Origin of the sequence: Fluviicoccus sp., from assembly GCF_030646115.1 — a bacterium.
Classification (GTDB): Bacteria; Pseudomonadota; Gammaproteobacteria; order Pseudomonadales; family Moraxellaceae; genus Fluviicoccus.
The window spans coordinates 342,221-367,660 of sequence record NZ_JAUSMX010000002.1; the positions used below are offsets into that span (position 1 = coordinate 342,221).

Genomic DNA, 25,440 nt, shown 5'->3' on the forward strand with positions numbered 1-25,440 from the left:
GACAGGCAAGAAAGTCCTTGCCGCAACTTGCTCATATTACGCCACGCCATTTTTTTAGCATAGCCTGCGATGCGCCAATAGCGGCATCCGTTGACGAATTTCAAGCAACTCGGACAGGTCACATCCGACATTGAGCAGACCGGGAGTCAGTTCTTCACGACAGCCCAGTACAACTCCCCAAGGATTAACCACCATGCTGTGCCCCCAGGTTTCTCGCGAGGCATTGTGCCAGCCTGCCTGAGCGGCACCGATGACAAAAGTCTGGGTTTCAATAGCCCTGGCCCTAAGCAGGATGTCCCAATGCGCCGCCCCGGTGACAGCCGTAAATGCTGCGGGCAAAGCCAGAAAATCGGCTCCGGCCTGCTGTAATTGCTGGAACAGGCTCGGGAAACGCACATCATAGCAAATAACCAGACCCAGTTTGCCCCAAGGGGTGTCCACCGTGACGACCTGATCACCCGGTTCAAAGACGGCGGACTCCCGATAACTGCCCTGACTATCCGCAACATCCACATCAAATAAGTGAATCTTATCGTATCGGGCGCGAAGCTGGCCATGATCATCCAGCACGAAACAGGCTGAACGTACCCGCCCGTCCGGAACTGGCTCACCCGAAGGCCTCTGCAAACAGGGCATGCTGCCCGCCACCATCCACAAACCATGACGGCGGCAAGCCTCTTGCAACCAATCCAGAATCTCCGGCATGACTTCGGCGGAGCGGTACTGGCTTTCAGCCCCGAATATCGCGAAGTTCTCCGGCAATACCACCAGTTGGCTTCCAGCATTCGAAGCTTGCTGCAACAGGCCTTCCAGCTGTTTCAGGTTAGCCTGCCGGTCATTGCCGCTGGTCATCTGGATTGCGGAGAGCATCACTTTCATGGCTTGGCCTTCCGGTTTTTTCCTGTTCTTCCCGGCAGGCGCCAGGGAATCAACGGTTTTTTCACCCGGTCAATGACCGGATTATTCCAGTCACCGGTAATTTGGTAGTTCAGCGCTGTCATCTTGCGTAAGGATGAATCCAGCACCGATTCAGCCGCCACCAAGGCCCCACCCACCAGTGGCCCGGCCACCAGTGCTGCCGCTACCGGCAGCGCACTGGCCAAGGGCACCGCAATTTGTACGCGTTGATCCAGCACCTTGCTGCGTAAGTTCACCGCCCCGCCCCCCTTGACGGTCATGGACGGGCTGTCCATGGCAAAATCATCCAGCAGCGTTCCATTGGTCAGAATGGCACTTAACCTGAAGTGGTCAAAAGCCATACCTTTACGGGTAATGTCACTGAAATCGAACTGCATGCGCCGTTTGATGTTTTCAGTATCCAGTACACCAAACAAACGCGACAGGCTCACGGTCCGGTTAAGTTTCATTATCCGTCCTTTCTCCAGATTCGCTTCGATTTCGCCCTCCAGATGCTCTATCGATAGCGCAGTAGGATCACCCGGCCAGTTCAGACTGAAGGTGGACTCTGCCTTGATACTATTTACTATGGGCGGATAGTCGAATGCTGAGAACAATTTGGCAATATCACCGGTTTTGATGTTGCCATTGAAAGAAGTCGTGATCCGGGGCTGACGATAGCGCCAATCAAGCCTGCCGCTCAAGGTCAATGCGTCATGCTTGAGCAAGAGATTGTCCAGTCGCAACCCTTCGACTGATGGCCGGATCATGGCTGTGAGAGCCCCATTTCCAAGCCCGGGCCAATCTGAATAAGATAACTGGCGGATATCCAGATTGACCGGCGGCAGTTCCCAGTCATTGTGTGGTGAGATCAACGCCGTCGATCCGGAGGCCTCCGGAAGCGGCAGAATCAAGCGATAAAGAGTCAGCGCCACCGGGCCGGTTCCCGTTCCCGACAGGCGGGCCTCTCCGGCAATGCGCTCGCTTTCCAGTTGCACGCGCCACCTGCCTTCCGCCGCTTCATCCGGTTCCGCCCCCAGTCGAACCTGATTAAGCCGGTAGCCGCCGGCTGTAAAATCACGAATAGTCATGGTGAAGCTTTCCAGCTCCGGGAAAACCGCTTCCTCCACTTCACGCTTGCCGGGACGCGGGCGCAGCCAAGGCATCCAGTCATCCAGATTCAGTTTATCCAGATTACCACGAACCCAAAGGCCATTGGGCGGCAGCTCGGCCAAACGCCCCTCTCCCAATTGCACCATTGCCCGGGATATCCGGCTGCCATGCACGGCAAAATTGCTTTGCAACCGCTTTTCAATGCTCAGGGAAGCCAGACTTTCCGAGGTCCCCATTTCCATTTCAAAATGCAGCGGCACTGCTTCGGCCTGTTTGCCAAAAGGTTGCGGCAAATCCATGTACCAACCCGCTAGGTTGGCATCCAGCGCCAGATGCACAGGATCATCCTTGACCGGTATGGCCAAGAACGCCTTGAATCCGGTTGAACCGCGCATATGGCCGGTCAAAGCACCCATCCACGGTTTGAGGCTGGCGGGCGTCAACTTGCCATCCGCCTGCACTTGAACCGCGACGACATTGCCTTCATCCAGCACACTGTGAAACTGCACAGTCAGCGGCTGCCCCAGGAAAAAGCCGCTCAGGGGGCGACTGGTCAGACCTTTGCCGGTTTCATAACGAACCATACCGTTTAGCCATAAGTCAAAAGGTTCAGCCTCTTTCAATATCACCGGGTTACCCGGCAATTCGGCCTCAACCGCCACCTTGACGTTATCGGTATTGGCCAATGGCATGGACATAGACAAATGCCCGCCTATTTCCCCCTTGACCGACATCAAGGAGGCCATGCGCCCGGCGTCATCCTTGAGTGGTGATTCGCGGAAAAGCCGGAAAATATCCTCGCCAGTGCTATCCACGTCCGCTTCTATCCGCAACACCGGTTCCATCAACTCCGGGATTACCGCCGTAATATTCCGGGCAATACTTTCGTAGATTTGCCCTTGGCTGGCCTTGACTTGCAGATGTCGATTATTCAAGGTTACTTCAGCCTTTAGCTTATGAATTTCTGGCCAGCCGGGGGCATAAGCCAGAGTCGCCTCTTCCAGCGCAAACCGCATCTGCATTTGAGAGGGAGGAAGTCCGGGCCGGTCAATCAGCGGGCCTTCATAGAGGAAATCGCCCTGCACCAGCCGGCCTTCACGCAATGCGCGCTGCAACCAGTCCAGCGTGTCGTCCCCGGCGGAGGGCCAGGGCACATACCGCCATACGCTGGCCACGTTTCCGTCATGGATGCCTGCCAGCAACTGCAACCGCGCATCGGCAGGATTTTGTCGCGGAATCCAGACACTGAGCAGTGCTTCACCCGCCGCATCGGGATTACGCAGCTGTATGCGGTCACTGCGCACCAGCCAGGCATCCGCAGTTTTCCGGATACTGAAGCGGGCATTGAGCGAGTCCACGGGGGTGGGCTGGCGGAAGGCCTGACGCAGGTCCAGCACGCCCTGCTCCATGCGGATACCGGCCTCACCTTTCCCGTTCTGCCATTGAACCCAGGCATTAACACCGGTGGCGCCAGGCAAATGGGTTGTTGCCGACCAGGATGCCTGCCGGATATCGGCTTTCAACGTGCTTAAGACCCGCTGACCTGCCGGGCCGTCAACAACCGCCATCAGACTGGAAATATAACCCTGGGGTTGAAGCTCGCGCAGTTTCGATTGGGTCTCTTCGCCCAAAGGCAGGGTTTGAACAACAATCGACAGGTTTTGCAAATGCACGGCTTGAGCCGCGATAGTATAACGTTCCCCAACCTCCCGGCGGACTATCAGCGTCTTCAGCGGGAACACCTGTCCATTCAGCTGCCCGGAATTAGGCATGAGGCCTACTTCCCAACCCTGGCCTCTTTTTTGAGCAGAAATATCGGCAGACACTTCCGTCAGGCTTAACGGAACATTGCGCCAGTTCAGGCTGATGCGGCTGGAGTGCACGCGGGCATATCCAGAAGAAGGTGCCCCATTCATCCAGTTTGTCCATAATTTCAGACCTGCCACCGCTTTTACACGATCAATGTCCGGCAACCCCGTCGGGATCCACGGACTCCAGTCTGCTTGAGGCAGACTTAGGTAGCTGCTGCCTTCCCAGTCCGAGGGCTCCAATACCCGCCTGGCCTTCATGTCGGCCATGAAGCTGAAGACCCCGATGCGGTCAATTTGACCTTGGACACGGAGTCGGTGAGCCTGTCGACTGTTGCGGTTGGTAATCTCCAGACCGGTCAAGGACAGCGCCGGTTTGCCATAAGGACGAATGCGCAAGGCAGCGGCAGCCAACTGCCATTCCCCTTGCTGCAACAGCCAGTGCAGGGTTTTCTGCCGGGACGCAGGGTCACTTGCCGGTAGTGAGGACAGCTCTTGCACACGCCATTGACCGGGAGCAGCTTCTTCCAGCGTCAGCGACAGTCCCAGAATCCTGACGGACAAACGAGGACTCAGGCTCAGCAGGGTTTGCCGCAAGGAAGGTTCGACGCGGATATGGGGAATGGCTAGCCAAGTGACATCAGGATTGGCCGGGTCGTGAATATGCAGGTCAAGCAAGCGGATTTCAGGTTTAAGTCCGCTCCACTCTCCCTCCAGCCGCCGGATACTGACCGGCGCCCCGACCGCCCGGGCAATTTGCGCCTCCAGCAGCGGACGATATTCATCCATGCGGGCGAATAACTGCAAGGCCAAAAGGTAAGTCACGGCCAGCAAAGCCAGCATCACAAGACACAGCCGGAGACCCCACCGCAGCCACGTCTGGATGCGCGGCCAGTGTAAGGTCTTGAGTCGGGCCAGCTTGGTCAATCTTGTTTCCGAATGCGGTAGGCTAAAGCGGCCCATTATCCGGTAACGGACGTTGGACGTCTGTTTGTCTCGGGTTATTGACGACGGCTAGAGCAGCACGATGTCGTATTGTTCCTGCGTATAGAGGCTTTCCACCTGGAAGCGGATCGGCTTGCCAATGAACAGCTCCAGATCCGCCACGGCTGGTGACTCCTCAGACAGCAGCCGGTCCACGACTTTCTGGTTGCCGACGACCATATAACCGTTGGCGGCATCGTAGGCGCGGGCTTCACGCAGAATTTCCCGGAAAATTTCGTAGCAGACGGTTTCCGCAGTTTTGACCGAACCGCGTCCCTGACAAGTCGGGCAGGCCTCACACAGCAGATGCTCCAGTGACTCCCTTGTCCGCTTGCGGGTCATTTCAACCAGGCCCAGTTCCGACACCTGGGTTATCTTGGTTCTGGCGTGATCCCGGGAGAGCATTTTTTCAAGGGATTTCAACACTTGCAGGCGATGCTCGGCTTCCTGCATGTCAATAAAATCAATAATGATGATGCCGCCCAGGTTACGAAGGCGCAGCTGCCGGCAAATCGCGTGGGTTGCTTCCAGATTGGTCTTGAAAACCGTGTCTTCCAGGGTTCGCGTACCGACAAAGGAACCAGTGTTGACATCCACCGTGGTCATGGCCTCGGTCTGGTCAATAATGAGATAGCCGCCTGACTTGAGCGCCACTTTCCGCATCAGGGCTTTCTGCAGGTCTTCCTCAATATTGTTCAGGTCGAACAACGGCCGCTCACCGGGGTAATGCTCTACCTTGTCTTCCACACCGGGAACAAATTCAGCGGCAAACTCCAGCACCCTGGTATGGGTTTCACGGGAGTCAATCAGGACACGATTGATTTCCGGCGTCACCAGATCACGGATGACACGCTGGTAAAGCGGCAATTCTTCATAGATCAGGCTGGGAGCGCTTTCCCGCATCTTGCGGTCACTGATGTGCTGCCAAAGCTTGATCAGGAACTGCATGTCGTGCCGCAGTTCCTCCTCACTGACCCCTTCCGCCGCCGTGCGGACAATGACACCCCCCATAAGGCTACTGGCGATTTCATCGCGCAAACGGCGAGTCAATGTTTTCAGGCGGTCACGTTCGCCTTCGCCTTCAATCCGTTGGGATACACCAATGTGTTCGCCATAGGGCATGTACACCAGATAGCGGGACGGGATGGATAGATCTGTGGTCAGCCGCGCGCCCTTGCTGCCCATCATGTCCTTCATGACCTGCACGGTCAGCGCCTGGCCTTCGTGAAGCACTTCCAGAATTCCGGGTGGGTCCTGGCTTTCCTGGCTCCGCTTCGGCCAGACTATGTCGCTGATGTGCAGGAAGGCGGTGCGACTGAGGCCCATTTCCACAAAAGCCGCCTGCATGCCCGGCAATACCCGCACCACCTTGCCTTTGTAAATATTGCCGACCAGACCGCGCTTGGCGGTTCGCTCAACAAACAACTCCTGGACAATGCCGTTCTCGACCAACGCGACTCGGCATTCCATGGGGGTGACATTGATCAGGAGTTCTTCGGACATGGTATTGTTCTGATTGAATTTTGCAGGCGTCAGGCCTGTGACCAGACACTATACCCAAAGCCGTCAAGCATTTCTGCGGTTTCCGCCAGCGGCAAGCCCACGACATTGCTGTAACTGCCGGAAATTCGGTCAACCCAGACCGCGCCGCGCCCCTGGATGCCGTAACCGCCAGCTTTGTCCCTGGGTTCGCCGGTGTGCCAATAGGCCTCCATTTCTGCTGGCAGCAACTCCTTGAAATGGACTTCGGTAGTCACTACCCGATGGGTCACCAACTCACCCCGGGCGAGCGCCACTCCGGTCAGCACCTGATGACTGCGCCGGCTCAGGCTCTGCCAGATGGCGACTGCCTCCTCCAGCGACTCCGGCTTGCCGATGATGCGGCCGTCGCAAACCACTGTGGTATCCGCCCCTAGTACTATGTCACCGGAGCTGACCAACTCCATGGCTGCGCGAGCTTTGGCCACCGCCAGGCGGGCCACATATTCCGCCGGGGTTTCGTCTTCCAGCGGCGATTCATCCACCGAAACTTTCAGCACCTCGAAAGTGAGACCGATCTGTTGCAGTAACTCCCGTCGCCGGGGTGAGGTGGAAGCCAGATAAAGCATCAGTATTTTCCCCATCGTTGCAGTGCAGCCATCACCAGCGGCCAGCACAGGGCGCTGCTGATGACGGGTAACCAAAAATCAGCGGTCAGCGGACGGCTTCCCGGCAGCAGCAGCTCCAGCCCTGCGCGCACAGCCAGCGCCAAGGCTGTCAGCACCGCCACGACGCCGGACGTGTTCAGCAAGGACAGGTTGCGCATGCGTCGTGGGGCTAACCGGGCCAGCCAGGCCACGGTAACCATTGACACCGGATAAACGCCAAAACGCGTGTTCATCATCAGGTCCAGCATCAGACCCAGTATAAAGGCCGTCCAGATGCCGACAATAGACGGTTGGTTCAGCACCCAGAATACCAGCAGCATCAACAGCCATTCCGGCCGCCACCAGATCAGAGCCTCCGGCAAGGGCATCAACGTCAGCAGGACTCCGGCCAAAAAACTGAGGGGAATCATCAACAGCGGTTCAGGGCGTTGCATCGGGCAACTCCTGCCAGTTCAGGCTGTCGGGCGGCGTGTCGGCCGCGTCCGGTGCAAAAGGTGACGGGAAGAGCACCACCACATGCCGGCTTCGCCCCAAGGCAGCCATTGGTCTGGCTTGAACCGCGGCAAACTCACCGCCTCCTGAGCGGAAGACCTCCGTCACGGTTGCGACCGGATATCCGGCGGGATAACGCGCACCCAATCCGGAACTCAGCAGCTTATCCCCTTTCTGGATATCGGCTGACTCGGGCACATAATCCATCTCAAGCCGGGCGTTTTCTCCCGTTCCCCGTAAAATACCACGTGTACCGCTGCGGGCGTTGCTGACGGCGATGCCATGGCGACGGTCGGAAATCAGCATGATATCCGAGCTTTTTTCATTTATTTCAATTACCTGCCCCATGATGCCGCTGGCATCCAGCACTGGTTGTCCGACCTGCAAACCGTCCATGCTGCCCTTGTCGATGGTCAGCACCAGCCGATCCGGATTGGGATCGGCGCGAATGATTTCCGCCAGCAGCATGCGGCCGGTGGTGACCAGGCCGGAGTCCAGCAAGCCCCGCAACCGGGCATTTTCCGCCGACAGTTCGGCCAGACGTTGCAGCCGCACTGCTGTCAATTGCTGTTCCGCCCGCAGTGCGGAGATTTCGCGGCGCAAACCGGTAGTGGTGCGCGCCTGATCCTGAAACCAGGAAAACAGTTGTCCCGGATACGTCACTGCAGCTTGCAGGGGTTGCAATCCGACACGGCCCTGTTCACGAATCATCCGGAAAGATTCGGGATAGCGACCTTCCGCCAGCAGCAGTACGGCGGCCAGCCCCAAGGCGGTCATGAACCGGAATCCACCCGTTGGATTCCGGGAAAAAATGCGGTCTTCGATGACAACCCCCGTGACGAGTCAGTGCACCTGCCGGAGCCTGTCAGCCGACATAAAGCATCTCATAGGCCGGGTCGTCCAAGAAATCCAGCGCCCGGCCACCGCCCCGCGCCACGCAGGTGAGCGGATCTTCAGCAGCAAATACCGGCAGGCCGGTTTCCCGGCTGAGCAATTTGTCCATATCCCGGATCAGGGCGCCTCCGCCGGTCAGAACCATGCCGCGCTCGGAAATATCGGCGGACAACTCGGCCGGGGTTTGCTCCAGCGCACTCTTAACGGCGGAAACAATGCCGTCCAGTGAATCGCGAATGGCCTCATAAACCTCATCGGAATTGACCATGAAGGAGCGGGGCACCCCTTCCGCGAGGTTACGGCCACGGACTTCGATTTCCTTGAACTCGCCGCCGGGCAACGCCGCCCCAACGGCAATCTTGATGCGTTCGGCGGTCGCCTCACCAATCAGGCTGCCATGATGGCGGCGGACATGGGTGACAATGCAGTCATCCAGCAGGTCGCCGCCAATCCGCACTGAATCGGAATAAACGCAGCCCGAGAGGGAAATCACGGCAATTTCGGTGGTGCCGCCGCCAATATCGACCACCATGGAGCCAATGGCCTGCTCAACCGGCAGACCGGCGCCGATGGCCGCCGCCATGGGTTCTTCCATCAGCCGGACTTCGCGGGCACCTGCGCCCAGCACCGATTCCCGGATGGCGCGCCGCTCCACCAGCGTCGATTTGCAGGGCACGCAAATCAGCACACGCGGCGCCGATGGCAGGAAGCCTCGCGAATCCACCTTGCTGATGAAATATTGCAGCATCTTCTCGGTGACTTCGAAGTCGGCGATGACGCCATCCTTCAAGGGCCGGACAGCCGTGATGCTGCCCGGTGTACGGCCCAGCATGCGCTTGGCGTCGGCGCCCACCGCAACCACCGTTCGCCGTGCGCCGTTGTGGCGAATGGCCACCACGGAAGGCTCGTCCAGCACGATGCCGCGGCCGGGTGCGTAAATCAGGGTATTGGCGGTTCCCAAATCAATGGCGAGATCGGAAGAAAACAGGCCAAACAGGCGTTTCAAAGAAATCATGGGTGAATCCGACGCTAACCGGCAAGGCGGCAAATGAAGGGGCAGTATAGCAAACAGGACCGCTGCTGCCGAAAGCGTCAGCAAACTTTCCGTTGTACTTTTTTGCTTTGGCCAAACCCGGAACTGTGTTAATTTTCTTCCCATTTTTTACGGCATTGCCTGCGAGCATTTTCATGTCACTGACCACGGAAAACATCGACAAGATCGCCCATCTGGCCCGGCTCGGGCTCTCCGGCGACGACCGCACCCGCTATACCGACAGCCTTAACAGCATCCTCGGGCTGATTGACGACCTGCAGGCCGTCAACACCCAGGGCATTGAGCCGCTGGCCCATGCCTTTGAAGTGAACCAGCCGCTGCGTAAAGACATGGTCAGTGAGCAAAACCGCCGCGACGATTACCAGAAGATAGCTCCCGCCGTGGAAGCCGGTCTGTACCTGGTGCCGAAGGTGATTGAATAACGGGATCTTCCCCCTTCTCCCGGCCCTCTCCCCCATGGGTGAGGGAGTTTCCCCGCAAGGAACGAATTGGAATAACGACGACATGTTGCATACCCTGACTCTGGCCGCGCTGCGCGACGGCCTGGCGCGCAAGGAATTTTCCGGCCGCGAACTGACCCAGCACTTCCTGGACCGCATTCAACGTTTTGACGGCGGGCTGAACAGCTTCATCACCGTCACGGCCGACCAGGCCCTGAAACAGGCCGACGCCGCCGACGCCGCCCGCGCTGCCGGTACCGCGCACGCCCTGGCCGGGATTCCGCTGGCCCAGAAAGACATTTTCTGTACCCAGGGCGTGAAGACCACCTGCGCCTCGAAAATGCTCGACAACTTCATCAGCCCGTATAACGCCCACGTTATCAGCCAGTGCGAAGGTGCAGGTCTGGTCATGCTAGGCAAGACCAACATGGACGAGTTCGCCATGGGCTCCTCCAACGAAACCAGTTATTACGGCGGCGTGAAAAACCCCTGGGACACCACCAAGGTTCCCGGCGGTTCTTCCGGCGGCTCGGCTGCTGCGGTTGCAGCACGTCTGGCGCCGGCAGCCACCGGTACCGATACCGGCGGCTCCATCCGTCAACCGGCCTCGTTGTGCAACCTGACCGGCCTGAAGCCGACCTATGGCCGAGTGTCGCGCTGGGGCATGATTGCCTTCGCTTCCAGCCTGGATCAAGCGGGTCCCATGACCCAGACCGCCGAAGACGCCGCGCTGCTGCTGAACGTGATGTCCGGCCACGACCCCAGGGATTCCACCAGCATCGACCATCCGGTGCCCGACTACACCGCCCCGCTGGGCAACGACATTCGCGGCCTGCGCATCGGCCTGCCGAAACAGTACTTCAGTGAAGGACTGGACAGCGGCGTTGAGCAAGTGGTGCGTGATGCGCTGAAAGAGCTGGAAAAGCTGGGGGCGCAACTGGTGGAAATCGATCTGCCGAACACCGGACACTCGGTTCCCGCCTATTACGTCATTGCCCCGGCAGAAGCGTCCAGCAACCTGTCCCGTTTCGACGGCGTGCGTTTCGGCTATCGTTGTGAAAGCCCGAAAGACCTGACCGATCTCTACAAGCGTTCGCGTCAGGAGGGATTCGGCAGCGAAGTGAAACGCCGCATCATGATCGGCACCTATGCCCTCTCCGCCGGTTACTACGATGCCTATTACCTGCAGGCCCAGAAAGTGCGCCGCCTGATCCAGCAGGATTTTGCCGAAGCCTTCAAGCACTGCGATGTCATCGCCGGCCCCACCTCTCCCTGCGTGGCCTTCGGTCTGGGTGAGAAGCAAAGCGACCCGATCGCAATGTATCTCTCCGACATTTACACCATCGCCACCAACCTGGCCGGCTTGCCGGGCATGAGCATACCGGCCGGATTCAGCCGCAACCTGCCCGTAGGCCTGCAACTGGTGGGCAACTACTGGCAGGAAGGGCAATTGCTGAATGTGGCGCACCGTTACCAGCAAGTGACGGATTGGCATCAGCGCATGCCGGAAGCTTATAAGTAAAACCCCCTGGCCCCCTTTCCAAGGGGGGAACTTTCCCTGGTGGCGCTGGGCGCGACAGGGATGTTTGTACATATTTGAGTGAGGAGCGGCTTTCATGTGGGAAACCGTCATCGGGCTGGAAATCCATGTCCAGCTGAACACCAACAGCAAGATTTTTTCGGGTAGCGACACCACGTTCGGCGCCGAACCCAATACCCAGGCCAGCCTGATTGACCTGGGCATGCCCGGCGTGCTGCCGGTGCTGAACAAGGAGGCCGTGAACATGGCCATCCGTTTCGGGCTGGGCGTGGATGCTGAGATCGGCCGCAAGAGCGTGTTTGCGCGTAAAAACTACTTCTACCCCGACCTGCCCAAGGGCTACCAGATTTCCCAGTTTGAACTGCCCATTGTCGGCAAGGGCTTTCTGGACATTACGCTGGATAATGGGGAAACCAAGCGCGTGGGCATTACCCGCGCCCATCTTGAAGAAGATGCGGGCAAGTCGCTGCACGAAGACTTTGCGGGCATGACCGGCATCGACCTCAACCGCGCCGGTACGCCGCTGCTGGAAATCGTTTCCGAACCGGACATGCGTTCCGCCAAGGAAGCCGTGGCTTATGTGAAGGCCATTCACTCCATCATCCGTTACCTCGGTATTTCCGATGGCAACATGGCCGAAGGCTCCATGCGCTGTGACTGCAACGTCTCCCTCCGCCGCAAGGGTGAGGAGAAGTTCGGCACCCGTCGTGAGGTCAAGAACGTCAATTCCTTCAAGTTCATTGAAAAAGCCATCAATGCCGAAGTTCAGTGGCAAATGGATGAGTTGGAGTCCGGCCGCAGTATTGTGCAATCCACGGTGCTGTACGACCCGGCCAAGAACGAAACCCGCGCCATGCGCAGCAAGGAAGAAGCCAACGACTACCGTTACTTCCCCGACCCTGACCTGCTGCCGGTGGTGATTACCGAACAGCAGATTGACAGCGTACGCGCCAGCCTGCCGGAACTGCCGACCGCCAAGAAAGCCCGTTTCATTGAAGCCTACGGACTGCCAGAATATGACGCTGGGGTGCTGGTAGCGGAACGCGATCTGGCGGCCTACTTTGAAGACACCGTCAAGGCGGCAAACGGTCAGGCCAAGCTGGCTTCCAACTGGATCATGGGCGAATTGCTGGGCGCCCTGAACAAGGCGGAAAAGGAACTGGCGGACTCACCGGTGACGGCGTTGCAACTGGGCGGGCTCATCAACCGCATCACCGACAACACCATTTCCGGCAAGATTGCCAAGCAGGTGTTTGAAGCCCTGTGGAACGGTGAAGGTGAAACGGCGGATGCCGTCATTGAATTGAAGGGTTTGAAGCAGGTGACCGATACCGGTGCCATTGAAGCCATGATTCGTGAAATCATTGACGCCAGCCCGGCCCAGGTCGCGGAATATCGCGGCGGCAAGGAAAAGGTGTTCGGTTATTTTGTCGGCGAAGCCATGAAGCGCTCCAAGGGCAAGGCCAACCCGGCGCAAGTGAACGAACTGCTGAAAAAGCTGCTGGCCGGTTGAAGCCGGTTTCGGGGAGAACAATCCGGTTCTCCCCGTCCTCATGCAAAGGAAGCATCAGGCATGAACAAGTCCTCTACCATTGCCACCCTGCTCTGTGCCCGCCTGCAATCGCTGGCCGGCAAGCTGATGGACGCCCAGTCCCGCCTCACCTCCCCTGATCCGGAAGCCCTGCACGATTTCCGCGTCGCCCTCCGTGAGTTGCGCAGTCTGGTGCAGCCGGTGCGCAAGGCCTTGTATGGGGCGGATGAGCTGGATGCCTTGGCCGCAACCTGCGCCCGCCCCACCAACCTGTTGCGTGACCGCGAAGTGCTGTGCCTGGAACTGACCCGCAAGGGAGAACATGCCCTGCACGACATCCTGCAAACGCTGATTCAGGAAGACCTGCAGGACCTGGCGTCTCGCCAGCCCGCCGAAGCCCTGACTCAACGCCTGCTGAGCCTGACGGTTTATTGGGAAAAGTATCTGGTAGGCAAGGACTGGGCGCGGGTGGACAAATGCCTGCGCAAATCCCGGGACAAGCAGCGGCGGCGGCTCAAGAAAGCCTTGCGTGCCGCTGACACCGACTTGCACCGGTTGCGCATCTGGATCAAGCGTTACCGCTACTTTCTGGAAAGCTACCGCAGCCTGTTCCCGAAGACACGTCCTGAGCTGATGAAATCGATCAAGGACGCGCAGGAGCTGACGGGCAATTGGCACGACCGGCATGTTTGGATTCAGGCCGTCAATGCCCATCCGGAACTGCAAGCGCTGGTGACCGGCTGGATGGATGAATCGCTGCAACTGCAGTTCCCGATTCAGGAAATCCGTTTGCAGTTGCGCAACTTGCTTTAGTGAAAGCGTGAGAAATCCGGCTGCCGCTTCTCGCGGAAGGCCTCCAGCGCCTCCTTGGCTTCCGGTGAGTGCAGCCGCGCCAGAAACAGTTCCCCTTCATGCCGCAGGGTTTCGGCAATCAGCGTCTTGTCGGCTTTCTTCAACAGCTGCTTGGTGAGGCGGATGGCGGGCGCCGGTTGCACGGCTATGGCCAGCGCCTGCCGGCGGGCATGCTCCCGCAAGGCGCTTTCATCCTCCAGCACCGCACACACCAACCCGATATTCTGCGCCTTGGCGGCATCAAACACCTGACCGGTCAGCAGAATTTCCGAGGCGCGCTGGAACCCGGCCAGTCGCGGCAACAACACGCTGGAGGCGGCCTCCGGGCACAGGCCCAACCGGGCAAAGGGCAGCTGGAACTTGGCGGTGGCATCGCAATAGACGATATCGGCATGCAGCAGCATGGTGGTGCCGATGCCAATGGCCAAACCGCTGACCGCCATGATGACCGGTTTGCTCATGTTACTCAGCCGGTCCAGGAAACGGAACACTGGGCTATCGAGGTTCTGCGGAGGGTTGTTGAGAAACTCGCCCATGTCGTTACCGGCTGTGAAGACACCCTGGCTGCCCATTACCACCACTACCCGGATTTCCGGCTGCGATTCCGCCTGTGCCAGCGCCTGTTCCAGTTCGCTGTACATGGCATGGGTCAGCGCATGCTTCTTGTCCGGGCGGTTGAAGGTGAGGGTCAGGATTCCTTGCTGAAGGTCGCTGAGGATAAGTGAGGACATGGTGAGGCTCCGGGCTGTTTTTTCAGGCCCGCATGATAAACAGTTCGGTGTCCGGTTGTAGACGGTTGTCTATAAAAAGGTGGGGAAATACACGCCCGCCATTAACGATATTGCACTCTGGCCTCAAGGCTGAAGCCCCACTTTCAGACCCGATTCTCAATCACCCTCACCAGACTGGAAAGCCGCTGCACCGGAATCGGCAACACTCCGTAATAAGACTCGGGAATATGCACCCGGCATTCCCCAAACCCCACCCCGGTAAACCCCTCCCGAATCGCCGCTTCCGACCCGAAATGCAGACTCACCCGGCTGCGGGTGACAAAAGCCAACCCATGCACAAAGGTATCCACAAACCGCGTCACCGGATGCCATTTAAAATCCGGGTACAAGTCGGTGATATAAAACCCCGCCGGAAACCCTTTCAGCACCGCCGCCAGCCGCTTCCAAAATCCACTAATCGTCGGCAAGTCGAAATAATTGATCAGCCCTTCCGTAATCACCAGCGTCTTGCGCGCCTGGTCCAATTCACGGCCAAAGACGCTCGCCAGAGCATCCGGCGTGTTTTCCTCCAGGATATTAATGGAACAAACCCGATGCCGCTGCGACAGCAACCTGTTTTTCTCCAGCAGAGTCTGCTTGTGCGCTGCCATGCCCGGCAAATCCGTTTCCAGATAATGCAGCTCCGGAAACTCCTCACAGAAGCGCGTGCCGCGTGGCGACAAGCCGCAAGCAATCTCGACAATCTGGGTCACGCCTTCTTCACGGATGGCCCGCCGCACAATGTCATCAATAATATGATGCCGCTGCAGCAACATGATGTCGTTGCTGACGCCCAGCACATGCTCGGCAAATTTCTCCACCGGGCGGCCCAGCCACCATAAGGTCTTGGCGGGAAGAAAATCAAAAGCCGGCGAGGACAAGCCGTGCTGCCGCCAGACCTGGCTGGTGTAATACGCGGTAAAACTGATGCCGGAGCTGTCAGTGTCAGCCATGGAAATCCTCGGGGATGAAAAGTCATGATTAGAAGCATAACGTTAAACAATGCCGCACGCACGGCATAGGGCTGAAGGGGACAATTCATCTGTCATCATGCTCCGCCCTGCCGCAAGGATCCCGGTTTCAGAACCAAGCCTCCTCCATATCCAGGCAGGTTGAATCCATCCGGTTCAGCAAATCGGCCATGGGCCCGGTTTCCGGTAATTCCCAGTGGAAGAAATAGCGCGTGGCGTGCAGCTTGCCCTGATAGAAATGCCGGTCCGCTTCCGGCAACCCTTCAACAGACAACCCGTTGGCCGCAACCACCGCCTGCTTCAACCACAGCCAGGCCATGGTCACTCTTCCAAACAGGTCCAGATATACCGTGGCGTTTGCCAAGCCCAGATCCGGATTCCCAGCCATAACGTTCAACAGGTTGCGGGTGACACCGTCCAGCATCGCCATGGCCGTTTGCAAGGGGGCCGCAAACTCGCGCACGGCCTCCACGCCCTCACTCTCGGCAATGGTTGCGCCCACGGTGTCCCGGAATACCTGATACCCGGCCATCTGCTGCTGGCCCACCTTGCGGCCCAGCAGGTCAATACCGTGAATGGCTTCAGCGCCTTCATGAATCGGGTTAAGGCGGTTGTCGCGGTAAAACTGCTCCACCGGATACTCGCGGATATAGCCCGAACCGCCCAATACCTGCATGGCCAACTCGTTGGCCTTGGTGCCGTATTTCGAAGGCCAGGATTTCACCACGGGCGTCAGCAAATCCAGCAACAAGGCGGCGCGTTGACGGGCTTCGGCGTCGGGAGCGGTGGACTGGTCCTCAAACAGGCTTGACGCCAGCAGGCACAGCGCCAGCGATCCTTCCGCATACACCTTTTGCGCCAGCAGCATGCGTTTGACATCGGCGTGGGCAATGAGGTTGACTTGCTTCGACAACGGGTCCTTGCTGGAGGGCAGACGGCCTTGCGGGCGGTTGCGGGCATAATCCAGCGAATGGTTGTAACCCTGATAGGCCAGCGCCGCCGCTCCCAAACCCACGGCAATACGGGCCTCGTTCATCATCTGGAACATGTAGTTGAGGCCTTTGTGCGGCTCACCGACCAGATAGCCCACGGCCCCGTCCTGCTCACCAAAATTCAGCACGGTGGAGGTAGTGTTACGCCAGCCCATCTTGTGCAGCAATCCGGCCAGGGCGACATCATTGCGATTGCCCGTCGTACCATCCTCATTAACCAGGAACTTCGGGCAGATGAATAATGAAATCCCCTTCACCCCCGCCGGTGCGCCCTTGATACGTGCCAGCACCATGTGGACGATGTTCTCGGTCAACGACTGGTCGCCGCCGGAAATGAACATCTTTTGCCCGAACAGGCGGTAAGTACCGTCGTCCTGCGGTACAGCATAGGTGCGGATATCGGCCAGCGCCGAGCCTTGCGCGGGTTCGGTCAGGGCCATGGTGCCGGCAAACCGGCCTTCCCGCATGGGCGGAAGGAACCGGGTTTTCTGTTCCGGTGAACCAAAGGCATGAATCAGGTTGGCCGCACCGATGCTGAGGAACAAATAGCCGGTAGTCGAGATGTTGGCGGCGTTGGTATAGGCCATGGCCGTACGCAGGATCACTTCCGGCAGCTGCAGGCCGCCTTCGTCATAATCGTAACCCGCTGCCAGAAACCCCGCGCCTGAAAACGCATCCCAGGCTTCCTTTGTTTCAGGAATCAGGTGAACGTTTTGGCCGTCAAATGTCGGTTCGTTGGCGTCGCCTTTGGCGTTGTGGTTGGCGAAGTATTTTTCGGCAATGGTGCGGGCGGTTTGCAGCGTGGCGTTGAAGATGTCACGGGAGTGTTCGCGGTAACGCTCACGCAGCGGCAGGCTGGCGGTGTCCAGCAGTTCATAAAGCAGGAAGGTGATGTCACGTTCGTTCAGCAAGGGGGTGTTCATGACAGTTCGATCTGGCAAGAGGCTAGTTTCGGTTTTACCGCCAACCCTCATGCTAATCAAGCGCCGACGTGACCGGAACATGGTACGGTCGGGCCAATTATCCGGATTCGTAGCCCGCATGCTAATGCGAGGCAACTCTCCGACCGGAGACAATCCCCGTGCTGCCACGCTGGGCTACAGACTCTTCTTCTTCCATCCTTCTTGCTGCAAGAACGTCAACCTGACCGCCACGCGCCACGCCAGCACATACAACACCCCGTAACCGGCATACGCCGCCAGCATCCAGTGCTGGCCCTGCAACCAGTCGCCCACCGTCACGGCCCTCTCCAGTTCCACTACCGCCATCAGCTTGCAGACATTGGCCGCAATCAGCGCGAAGGTACAGGCGGGAATGCTGTAACGCAGGGTGAGGTGGGCATGATCGGGATGGGCGCTGCCGTCAAACAACTCCCGCAACATGCGAGAGGCAGTCAGTAAACCGCGCGTGATCCGGGCCAAGATGCCGCGATCGTCTCCGGCCTCCCCGTTCATGGCCATCAGGTTTCGGAACGCCGCCAACAGCCAGCCGAAGCAGAAATACATCAGAAAGATGAGTGTCGCGGTGATCTGGAGCACCCGCAATTGCTTGTCGTTATGCAGTATCTGTTGTTGGTCTGCTGCCAGCTCCGCCAAAGGCTGCATGTCCGGAAATGTATTCAGCCAGTCACTGCTTTCCAGCCCATGCACCAGGCCGCGCACCGTCAGCAGCAACGGCGGCAGGATCAGCCAGCCCAGCATGCGGGTTGCAGGGGTCAGATCCTCATACCGCAACGGGGCGGCCATGCGTCAGGACAGCGTCAGATTAACGACATCCAGCCGGTTGGCAGCGGCCGGACTGCCATCGTCTTCCGACTTCGGGGTTACCTTCAGATTGACGAAATCGAACAGCTCGCGGTCGGCCAGCTGTGACGGCGCGACATTGCCAATAGCGGTGAAAATGCTTTCCAGACGGCCGGGATGTTTCACATCCCACTCGCGCAACATATCGTTGGTCAGGGCGCGCTGCAGGTTTTCCTGAGAACCGCACAGGTTGCAGGGAATAATCGGGAAAGCCTTGGCCTTGGCGTATTCAATGATGTCCTTCTCGTCACAATAGGCCAGCGGGCGGATCAGGATGTTCTTGCCGTCGTCCGACAACAGCTTGGGCGGCATCGCCTTCAGCTTGCCGCCATGGAACAGGTTCAGGAACAGCGTGGCGATGATGTCATTGCGGTGGTGCCCCAGCGCCACCTTGGTGGCCCCGATTTCCTGGGCAAAACCATACAGACTGCCGCGACGCAAGCGGGAACACACAGCGCAGTAGGTCTTCCCTTCCGGGGTCAGTTCCTTGACGATGCTGTAGGTGTCCCTTTCCAGGATGTAATGCGGAATACCGCGTTCGGTCAGGTATTTGGGCAGCACATCTTCCGGAAAGCCGGGCTGTTTCTGGTCGAGGTTGACCGCCACGATCTCGAACTTGACCGGGGCGCTGATCTGCAGGCTGAGCAGGATGTCCAGCATGGTGTAGCTGTCCTTGCCACCGGACAGGCAGACCATGATTTTGTCACCGTCCTCGATCATGTTGAAATCGGCAATGGCGCGGCCGACTTCACGCCGCAAGCGCTTTTGCAGCCGGTTGAACCCGGTGCGGCTCTTGGGATCGGTGGCGGATGATTCTTCCATGGGTGCGGGCTGGGCTTGCGGGGCAAAGGTTTCAACGGTCATGGCGGTGCAACTGCGGCGGCAAATCGGAAGCGGCGGATTTTACCCTATTTCCGGCCAGAAAATGAAAAAGGCGGACCGGAGTCCGCCTTTCATTACAGCATGCCAATCAGGTTGTCAGGGAATACAACTTTGGTTATTAACACCATCCAGAATCGAAGTGACTGTGGTTTTCAGCAGCTTTCCGGCCGAATTGATGCGGTAAGAAATCGAGTTTCCCACCGTATTGGCGGCAATCAGGCGATCGCCTCCGGCCAGTAGGCTCAAGCTGTCACCGGCTTCTGCATCGAGACTAGCGGTGATGCTTTTGCCATTCAGATTGATCGTGACATTGCCGCCGTTTTTGGTCAGCGTGCAGTCTGTGCCGCCGTTCTCCGTTTTGAGGTTGTTGATGCTAAAGTCATTGGTGGTCGTGACACCGCAGTTCTGACGCAAGGTGGAAATACTGCCGGAACAAGCGTTTTCATTCAGGGTGATGGTGACGCCCGCCGGAGGGGGGGCCACCACATTGCTGACGCTGACACTGTCATCGGCATTCAGCGTTATGTTCTTATCACCGGCAGTGACCGCCTTCAGCACTGCCACACAGTTGTTGGCGTTGTCATCAACCATCACCATTCTGTTGTGCATGCCGGTAGCAGTGAAACTGGTGCCATTGAGCAAGTCGCCACGCTTCAACTCGTTCCTGCCAGTGTTACTATTGAAGACGTAGATGGCGGATGACCTGGAATTACCACGCTGGTTGATGAAATTCAGACTGACGTTGGAGGTGGCACCGCCGCTGGGGATCTGCCTCCAGGTTGCGCAATTATAAAACTCAACACCGTTTTCAATGCGAATCGGGGCATTCGGGTCGACCGCGACCGGATGAATAACAGATCCGGATACCAGCGTCAGCGGTTGGGTGCCAGCCATTCCCGGTTTCGGATCCAGCACAGTGTTGCTGAAGACGAACTCCTTGTTGTTGACGCCATCCCGGAAGTCAATACCCGTACATGCGCGTTCGCCAAAGGCGCCGCACCCAAACGAATAATTCGAGCTTTCAGCCAGTACATTCTTCAGGACACCGTTCTCGTAATTAATGACCAGGAAGCGGATATCAGCATCTGCGGTTCTGAAGGAGTAGGTTTGGGTGCTGCCACTGGTGATGATCTCGGAAACGGCGCGGGTGAAACCGCAGAAATCATCCGGCGCATTGGCAAAGCCGATCTTGTTGTCAGCACCCTGCGAAGTACATCCTTGGGTTACGACTGCTTTGGCGAACTGGCCATAGTTCAGCCCAGCCTTGGAGGTGTCAAACAGGTTAATGGCCTGCAGGATACCGGTCGTGGCATCGGTCACGGCATATTCAACCGGGCCGTCAGTCCAGTAAATGACCGTGGGGCTGGCGGCGCGGATATTGGGGTTGGACAGGGTCTTGCCGTTGATCGTCAATTCACCGGTTGCCGAGATATTGCCCGCGACAGTGGCATTATTGGCAAACGGACCACCGGCATTGAACTCGCTGTACTTCAGGTTGTAATTGCCCACCAATCCGGCCGGGACGGAAATTCCCCCGCCGCCAGCACCGGCCAGCGTCGTCGTGCCATCGGCATTGAGGGTTATGGTTTTCTTGCCGGTGGTAGTAGCAGCGAAGATGCCCTTGCACTCCCCGGCGCCATTGGTCAGCAGCCAGGGATGCATCAGGAAGGTGCTGCCTTGCTGGTAGGTATTGCCAGTGGTCAATGCAGTGCGGTAGCGCACTGACTGGCCGGTAAAGTTGATCCAGTCGATGTTGATGGTCTGGCCACTGTTGTTGACGAAATCGATATCCAGCTGGGTATTCCCCTGCTGTGACTTTATCCGGTTACGGTCGGCGCAGGCATATTCCGCAATGCCGTTGATGATGCGCACTGGCGTGGCGCCGCCTACCGGCGGAGTGCGGTCCAGCTGCAGATTGGTGGCGAGGGTGTTAAACAGATTAGTCAGATCGGTCAGTTGTGCCTGCGTCAGTGCGCCCTCGCCCAGCCCCAGCTTAATCGCAGACAGTAACTGGGTCATGGCATTTCGCCATGCTGTCAGGAAGACATTGAAGTCGTAAGGAACTCCATCAATGCCGACACCGTTGCGCTTGCCGTCGAGAGCGTTGTCGCGCGACAAGTCTTCCGAAAGCGCCTTCATCATGGTCAGCGCCGGGGTGGGATCGGCTGCGTTGGCGGTGCGTGCCTGTTGCGCCAGCGCCGCGAGGCGCATGGCGTAGTCACGGGCGGCGGCATTGGAGGCGCCGATCAAGCGGTCGCGGTAATCGGTCTCGTCATCCAGCAACACAGGCACCTGATGGACGCTCGCAATCTTGAACACGCTCTCGATAAAGGCATTGGCCGCATCAATATAATCAGCCAGCGAGCCCGTTCCCGCCAGCGCCAGCGCGCGGCTCACAGCCGCCTCGGTCAGGGCGGTCATCGCCACCCGGCCCTGGGCATCCAGATCCGCCTGACGGAAGGCGACGCGCAGGGTCTGCGTCAACGGAAAGGCGGGATGGGATTCATCAATGCCAGCAGTGGCGGGGTTATCGGCAACCCCTTCATCAAAATAGGTGGTTTGGTTGGTCGGCTCCAACTCGGCCAGCAGCTCCGGGACAGTGGCGGGTACCTGGAAGGTTACGCTGCCATCGGCGCGAATCGGCAGGCTGTCGCCCAGCGTACCGCGCCGGTCGGCGGGATTGCGGGCATTGCGCAGCACCACGCGGCCGTTGGATATCTTGCCCAGCGATGGGACGATAGTGACTGATTTCATGGCTACGGCAGCGCCGGGCAGAGAACCGTCATCATCATTGGAATTACAGGCTGTCAGCCCGAGCGTTGCGGCCAGAATGGCCAAAGTAAGTGCATGCGGTTGTGTAAAGGTCATATCCTTTCCTCGTCAACACGGTTTAACAAATCAGTTGATCATGTAGATCAGGGCGGCTTCGGATATACCGCCCTATGATCACGTTGCTGTCTATTCTGCTTAAGGCTTCGTGATCGACTTCACTCCTCCGACACCCACAATAATGCTGGAAGAGCCTGCAACTCCGGCAACTGTTCCCTGCTGCCCATTGAGGGTTGACTGGTGTTCAAGTGTCCAGGAGATACCATCGGTGGAAGACATCATCATGCGGTTGGACTGACCGTTGTCCCCTCCCCCATAAAGCTTGCTGCCATCCCAGAACACTGAACGGAAGGAATTCAAGGCAGGAGCGTTGGCGACGGCATGCCGCGTCCACGTGACCCCGTCCGGAGACGTCATGGTGACGGCGCTGGCGCCAAAGTTAGCATCCGAGGAGCCGACAGCCACGAATTGATTGCCTGCCCAAACGACATCACGAGGAAGGAAGTCCGTCATGTCGCTGGCAACGGGAGTCCAACCGGTACTGTCATTGCGGATGATCATGCCCCGGAATGCACTGTTGCGGCCGACGGCGACCCGTATCGCGCCGTTGGCGGCCAATCCGAAGAACTCACTGACAAAAGTAGTGTTGTTGTTGATCTGGCTTTCGCTGACCCAAGTAATGCCACCGTCTGACGAGGTGATAATAGTGCCATTGGCTCCGCCGGCCGTCAGCAAGCCATTACTGAGCATGATGTCGTTCAGCCGGGTTTCCGGTAAATTAACAGGAACATTCCAGGGGCGCGTCGTCCAGGATGTGCCGTCCGGCGAGGTCGCAATCAGGGGCGAGGTCAGGCCTTGATTGAGGCCCGTGCCGCCAACCGTAATGAATTGCGAGCCATCGTAAATTACCGACCTCAATTCCGGCGAGTTTGCATTGCCGCTGTTCTCCGTAGTCCAGGAAATACCATCCGTGGAGCTAAAGATACCCTTGGCGGCCCCGACAACGACAAACTTGCCGTTCCCGAAGGTAATGGAATTCACTACGAACGCACCGGGCAACGTACGCTCAGTCCAGGTATTGCCGCCACCGCCACCGGCTTGCACGGTGAAATTCCCGGTGGAGTTGTTGGACAAGCCAGTCGTGCTGTTGGTCACGGTAATGGGACCTGTAACGGCATTGACAGGCACCTTGACCACCAGCTCGGTCGTCTTGGAGCTGACGATTTCGGCGGCAATATTGTTGCTGAACTTGACCACCATGTGAGACAGGTCTGCGTCAAAGCCGGTGCCGTTGATAGTCACTGTCGAACCGACGATGCCGCTATTCGGCGCAAAACCGCTCACAGCTACCGGCACGCTCACAACAGCCCCCTGCTTCGAGCCGAAGTATATCGTGTTCTCCGCGCCGGCAAAGCTCACCCCTTCCACAGACAGCACGCTGCTGTTGTTCTTGAACAGATTGACAGTGGCCCTAGCGGTTTTCCCCAACTCGTTACGATCAGTAATGATCAGATAACTGGTGCCGTTACTCTGCGCGTTCGGGCCGCAAATTTCTGTCGGATGCGCCATCTGGGCGTCGAGGGTTACATTGCCGTTGGCGGCAAGGCTGAACGTGGCCGTTCCCGTCTTCCCGGAAGATCCGTTAATATCCACGGTAAAGTTGCCGACAAACTCGGACAAGGCGGCCGCATTGGTCTTTGGCAATTGCAGGCTGGCGCAGGTAACCGGCGCGACAACCGCATTGGGATCAGGATTGAAATTGAGATTCTGGGCCAGCGCCGTAAACAGGCTGTTCAGTTCGGTGATCTGTTGCTGAGTCAGTCCACCCTGGATATTGCCCAGCACCGCCGTGACCAGCGCATTGACGGCAGCTGCCCAGCTCAGGGCGAAATCGGCGGCATAGGGAACGTCACTGGCCGGGAAACCGGCCCCGGCGCGATCCAGCTTGCCGTCAGAAAGGTCGCTGGCCACGGCATTCATCATAGCCACGGCCGGAGAGTTAGCGGCAGGCAAGGCATTGTGCGCCTGGCGGGCCAGAGCGGCCAATCGCATGGCGTAATCGCGACCGGCTGGGTTTGCCGCATTCAGCAGCTGGTTATAGTCGCTGTTACTGCCAATCAGTACCGGCGCCTGCAAGATGTTAGCGACGCCAAACGCCTGGTTGACCAGCGCATTGGCCTGAGCAATCTGCGCAGGGGTCAGCACCGGGTCTGCACCGCCGCCGGCCAGGAACTGGGCGCGACGCACAGCGGCTTCGGTCAACGCCGTGATACCCACTTCACTAACTGCATTGGCCAAGGTAAAGGCCGCGCGCAGATTGGTTCCAGCGGGTAAAGGCTGATTGGTGCCCGTACCTTCATCAAAATAGGTAGGAACCGGCCCCCCAATCAGGGGAACCACTTCGGCAATGACCGCCTGGACACTGGACGGGACTTGAAAGGTGGCGCGGCCGCTGCCATTCAGAGGAGCGTCGCCGATCGGTTGATGGTTGACGGCATTGCGCAACACGACACGGGCGTTGGAAATACGCCCCAGCGAGGGAGCCACGGTAACGGTTTTCAGCGTGGGGGCAGTTGGTGCAAGGCTGCCGTCATCATTGTTGCTGTTACAGGCGGTAAGACCGCCCAGGGAGGCCAGGATGGCCAGTGTCAGAATGCGGGGGCGCGGGAAAGTCATATCCTTAATTTCCTCAGTTTACTTATTTGAGTCGGGCGGGGAAAAACAAGGCAGCATTCCTCCGTCACCACAGCGGCATCGATATCATAATACCGATAATGACGGGATCAGGAACCCCACTCCGGTAGGGAAATGACTGAAATTCATCCCCGAATATTCTGCGTATAGGCGTCAGTTGCGAATCTGCTGACTCAAGACCAGTTCCAGTCGGTTGCGCACGGCAAAAATAGCCAGAATGGCCGTGACATGCTCCTTGACCGTATGCTCGCTGATGCCAAGAGTCCTTGCAATCTGCTTATTGGAGAGGCCAGCCAGCAGCGCATCAAAAACCGTGCGCTGCCGCTCAGTCAAAACGGGATTCCACGCCTGTTCGTCCCCCACCCGGTCAAACACCTGCTCCCCCTGCTGAATGCGCCGGAAACCCTCCAGCACATGTTCCACATCTGCGTTTTTCAACAACAGGCCGCGTACACCCCTACTGCGAGCCTGCGCCACCGCCGCCGGTTCCGGCGCAGCCGAGATCAGGATCACGCGGTTGATCCAGGGCGCCAAGTGTTCCAGCAAGCCTGAAAAGCCGATATCCGGAAAATGCATGTCCAGGAAAATATAATCCGCCAACCGGGCCGGGGCCTCTGCTCCCTTCACCGAATGGCAGGTGTCGATCACCGCGTCGGGATAACAGGCCTGAAGCAGGCTGCCCAGTCCGGCACAGGTCATGGGGTGATCATCAATTATCAACAGGCGCATGGTTAATCCTGTATCCGCA

20 protein-coding genes are annotated in these 25,440 nt (G+C 58.3%); 4 read left to right on the forward strand and 16 right to left on the reverse strand.

Annotated features, from left to right (window positions below; translation table 11 throughout):
- Nucleotides 1-54 precede the first annotated feature (54 nt).
- From Q7T36_RS01630 to Q7T36_RS01665, 8 genes are all read right to left on the reverse strand, one after another.
- Nucleotides 55-879 (reverse strand): carbon-nitrogen hydrolase family protein, encoded by an 825-nt coding sequence (locus Q7T36_RS01630; protein ID WP_304843303.1) that lies wholly within the window; start codon nt 877-879, stop codon nt 55-57.
- Entirely contained in the window at nt 876-4,745 is a 3,870-nt protein-coding gene (locus Q7T36_RS01635) for a YhdP family protein (protein ID WP_304843305.1), read from the reverse strand. The genes Q7T36_RS01630 and Q7T36_RS01635 overlap by 4 nt, the downstream gene beginning before the upstream one ends.
- 87 nt (nt 4,746-4,832) lie before the next feature.
- A complete protein-coding gene (rng, locus tag Q7T36_RS01640) occupies nt 4,833-6,305 on the reverse strand; it encodes a ribonuclease G (protein WP_304843307.1) in 1,473 nt (490 codons plus the stop codon).
- Nucleotides 6,306-6,334: 29 nt separating this feature from the next.
- On the reverse strand, nt 6,335-6,916 hold the full coding sequence (locus Q7T36_RS01645; protein WP_304843588.1) for a nucleoside triphosphate pyrophosphatase: 582 nt from the start codon (nt 6,914-6,916) through the stop codon (nt 6,335-6,337).
- Nucleotides 6,910-7,383 (reverse strand): rod shape-determining protein MreD, encoded by a 474-nt coding sequence (mreD, locus tag Q7T36_RS01650; RefSeq protein WP_304843309.1) that lies wholly within the window; start codon nt 7,381-7,383, stop codon nt 6,910-6,912. The genes Q7T36_RS01645 and mreD overlap by 7 nt, the downstream gene beginning before the upstream one ends.
- Nucleotides 7,370-8,266, reverse strand: coding sequence for a rod shape-determining protein MreC (gene mreC, locus Q7T36_RS01655; RefSeq protein WP_370690032.1), 897 nt, complete (start codon nt 8,264-8,266; stop codon nt 7,370-7,372). The genes mreD and mreC overlap by 14 nt, the downstream gene beginning before the upstream one ends.
- Nucleotides 8,267-8,306: 40 nt before the next feature.
- Nucleotides 8,307-9,350 carry a rod shape-determining protein gene (locus Q7T36_RS01660; protein WP_370690022.1) on the reverse strand — a complete coding sequence of 348 codons (1,044 nt, stop codon included), beginning with the start codon at nt 9,348-9,350 and terminating at the stop codon, nt 8,307-8,309.
- A complete protein-coding gene (locus Q7T36_RS01665; protein WP_304843311.1) occupies nt 9,298-9,525 on the reverse strand; it encodes a hypothetical protein in 228 nt (75 codons plus the stop codon). Before Q7T36_RS01665 ends, Q7T36_RS01660 begins: the two co-directional genes overlap by 53 nt.
- Here Q7T36_RS01665 and gatC point away from each other — a divergent pair.
- From gatC to Q7T36_RS01685, 4 genes are all read left to right on the forward strand, one after another.
- Nucleotides 9,524-9,811 (forward strand): Asp-tRNA(Asn)/Glu-tRNA(Gln) amidotransferase subunit GatC, encoded by a 288-nt coding sequence (gatC, locus tag Q7T36_RS01670; protein WP_304843313.1) that lies wholly within the window; start codon nt 9,524-9,526, stop codon nt 9,809-9,811. The two genes, Q7T36_RS01665 and gatC, sit on opposite strands and share 2 nt — an antisense overlap.
- Nucleotides 9,812-9,893: 82 nt before the next feature.
- Nucleotides 9,894-11,351: an Asp-tRNA(Asn)/Glu-tRNA(Gln) amidotransferase subunit GatA gene (gatA, locus tag Q7T36_RS01675; protein ID WP_304843315.1), complete on the forward strand. Its 1,458-nt coding sequence runs from the start codon at nt 9,894-9,896 to the stop codon at nt 11,349-11,351.
- 94 nt (nt 11,352-11,445) lie between these two features.
- On the forward strand, nt 11,446-12,882 hold the full coding sequence (gene gatB / locus Q7T36_RS01680; protein ID WP_304843317.1) for an Asp-tRNA(Asn)/Glu-tRNA(Gln) amidotransferase subunit GatB: 1,437 nt from the start codon (nt 11,446-11,448) through the stop codon (nt 12,880-12,882).
- A gap of 60 nt (nt 12,883-12,942) precedes the next feature.
- Nucleotides 12,943-13,713, forward strand: coding sequence for a CHAD domain-containing protein (locus Q7T36_RS01685; RefSeq protein ID WP_304843319.1), 771 nt, complete (start codon nt 12,943-12,945; stop codon nt 13,711-13,713).
- Here the strand turns inward: Q7T36_RS01685 and Q7T36_RS01690 are convergent.
- From Q7T36_RS01690 to Q7T36_RS01725, 8 genes are all read right to left on the reverse strand, one after another.
- Complete coding sequence (locus tag Q7T36_RS01690) at nt 13,710-14,483, reverse strand: enoyl-CoA hydratase (protein ID WP_304843321.1); 774 nt, start codon at nt 14,481-14,483, stop codon at nt 13,710-13,712. The two genes, Q7T36_RS01685 and Q7T36_RS01690, sit on opposite strands and share 4 nt — an antisense overlap.
- Nucleotides 14,484-14,626: 143 nt before the next feature.
- A complete protein-coding gene (locus tag Q7T36_RS01695; RefSeq protein WP_304843323.1) occupies nt 14,627-15,475 on the reverse strand; it encodes a class I SAM-dependent methyltransferase in 849 nt (282 codons plus the stop codon).
- A 127-nt stretch (nt 15,476-15,602) separates the two neighbouring features.
- Complete coding sequence (locus tag Q7T36_RS01700; protein ID WP_304843325.1) at nt 15,603-17,408, reverse strand: acyl-CoA dehydrogenase; 1,806 nt, start codon at nt 17,406-17,408, stop codon at nt 15,603-15,605.
- 174 nt (nt 17,409-17,582) lie between these two features.
- Nucleotides 17,583-18,230: a hypothetical protein gene (locus Q7T36_RS01705; protein ID WP_304843327.1), complete on the reverse strand. Its 648-nt coding sequence runs from the start codon at nt 18,228-18,230 to the stop codon at nt 17,583-17,585.
- A 3-nt stretch (nt 18,231-18,233) separates the two neighbouring features.
- Nucleotides 18,234-19,109 (reverse strand): tRNA 2-thiocytidine(32) synthetase TtcA, encoded by an 876-nt coding sequence (ttcA, locus tag Q7T36_RS01710; RefSeq protein ID WP_304843594.1) that lies wholly within the window; start codon nt 19,107-19,109, stop codon nt 18,234-18,236.
- Nucleotides 19,110-19,265: 156 nt separating this feature from the next.
- On the reverse strand, nt 19,266-22,037 hold the full coding sequence (locus Q7T36_RS01715; RefSeq protein WP_304843329.1) for a hypothetical protein: 2,772 nt from the start codon (nt 22,035-22,037) through the stop codon (nt 19,266-19,268).
- Between the two features lie 99 nt (nt 22,038-22,136).
- Complete coding sequence (locus Q7T36_RS01720) at nt 22,137-24,674, reverse strand: IPT/TIG domain-containing protein (RefSeq protein WP_304843331.1); 2,538 nt, start codon at nt 24,672-24,674, stop codon at nt 22,137-22,139.
- A 171-nt stretch (nt 24,675-24,845) separates the two neighbouring features.
- Nucleotides 24,846-25,421: a response regulator transcription factor gene (locus Q7T36_RS01725; protein WP_304843333.1), complete on the reverse strand. Its 576-nt coding sequence runs from the start codon at nt 25,419-25,421 to the stop codon at nt 24,846-24,848.
- Nucleotides 25,422-25,440 lie beyond the last annotated feature (19 nt).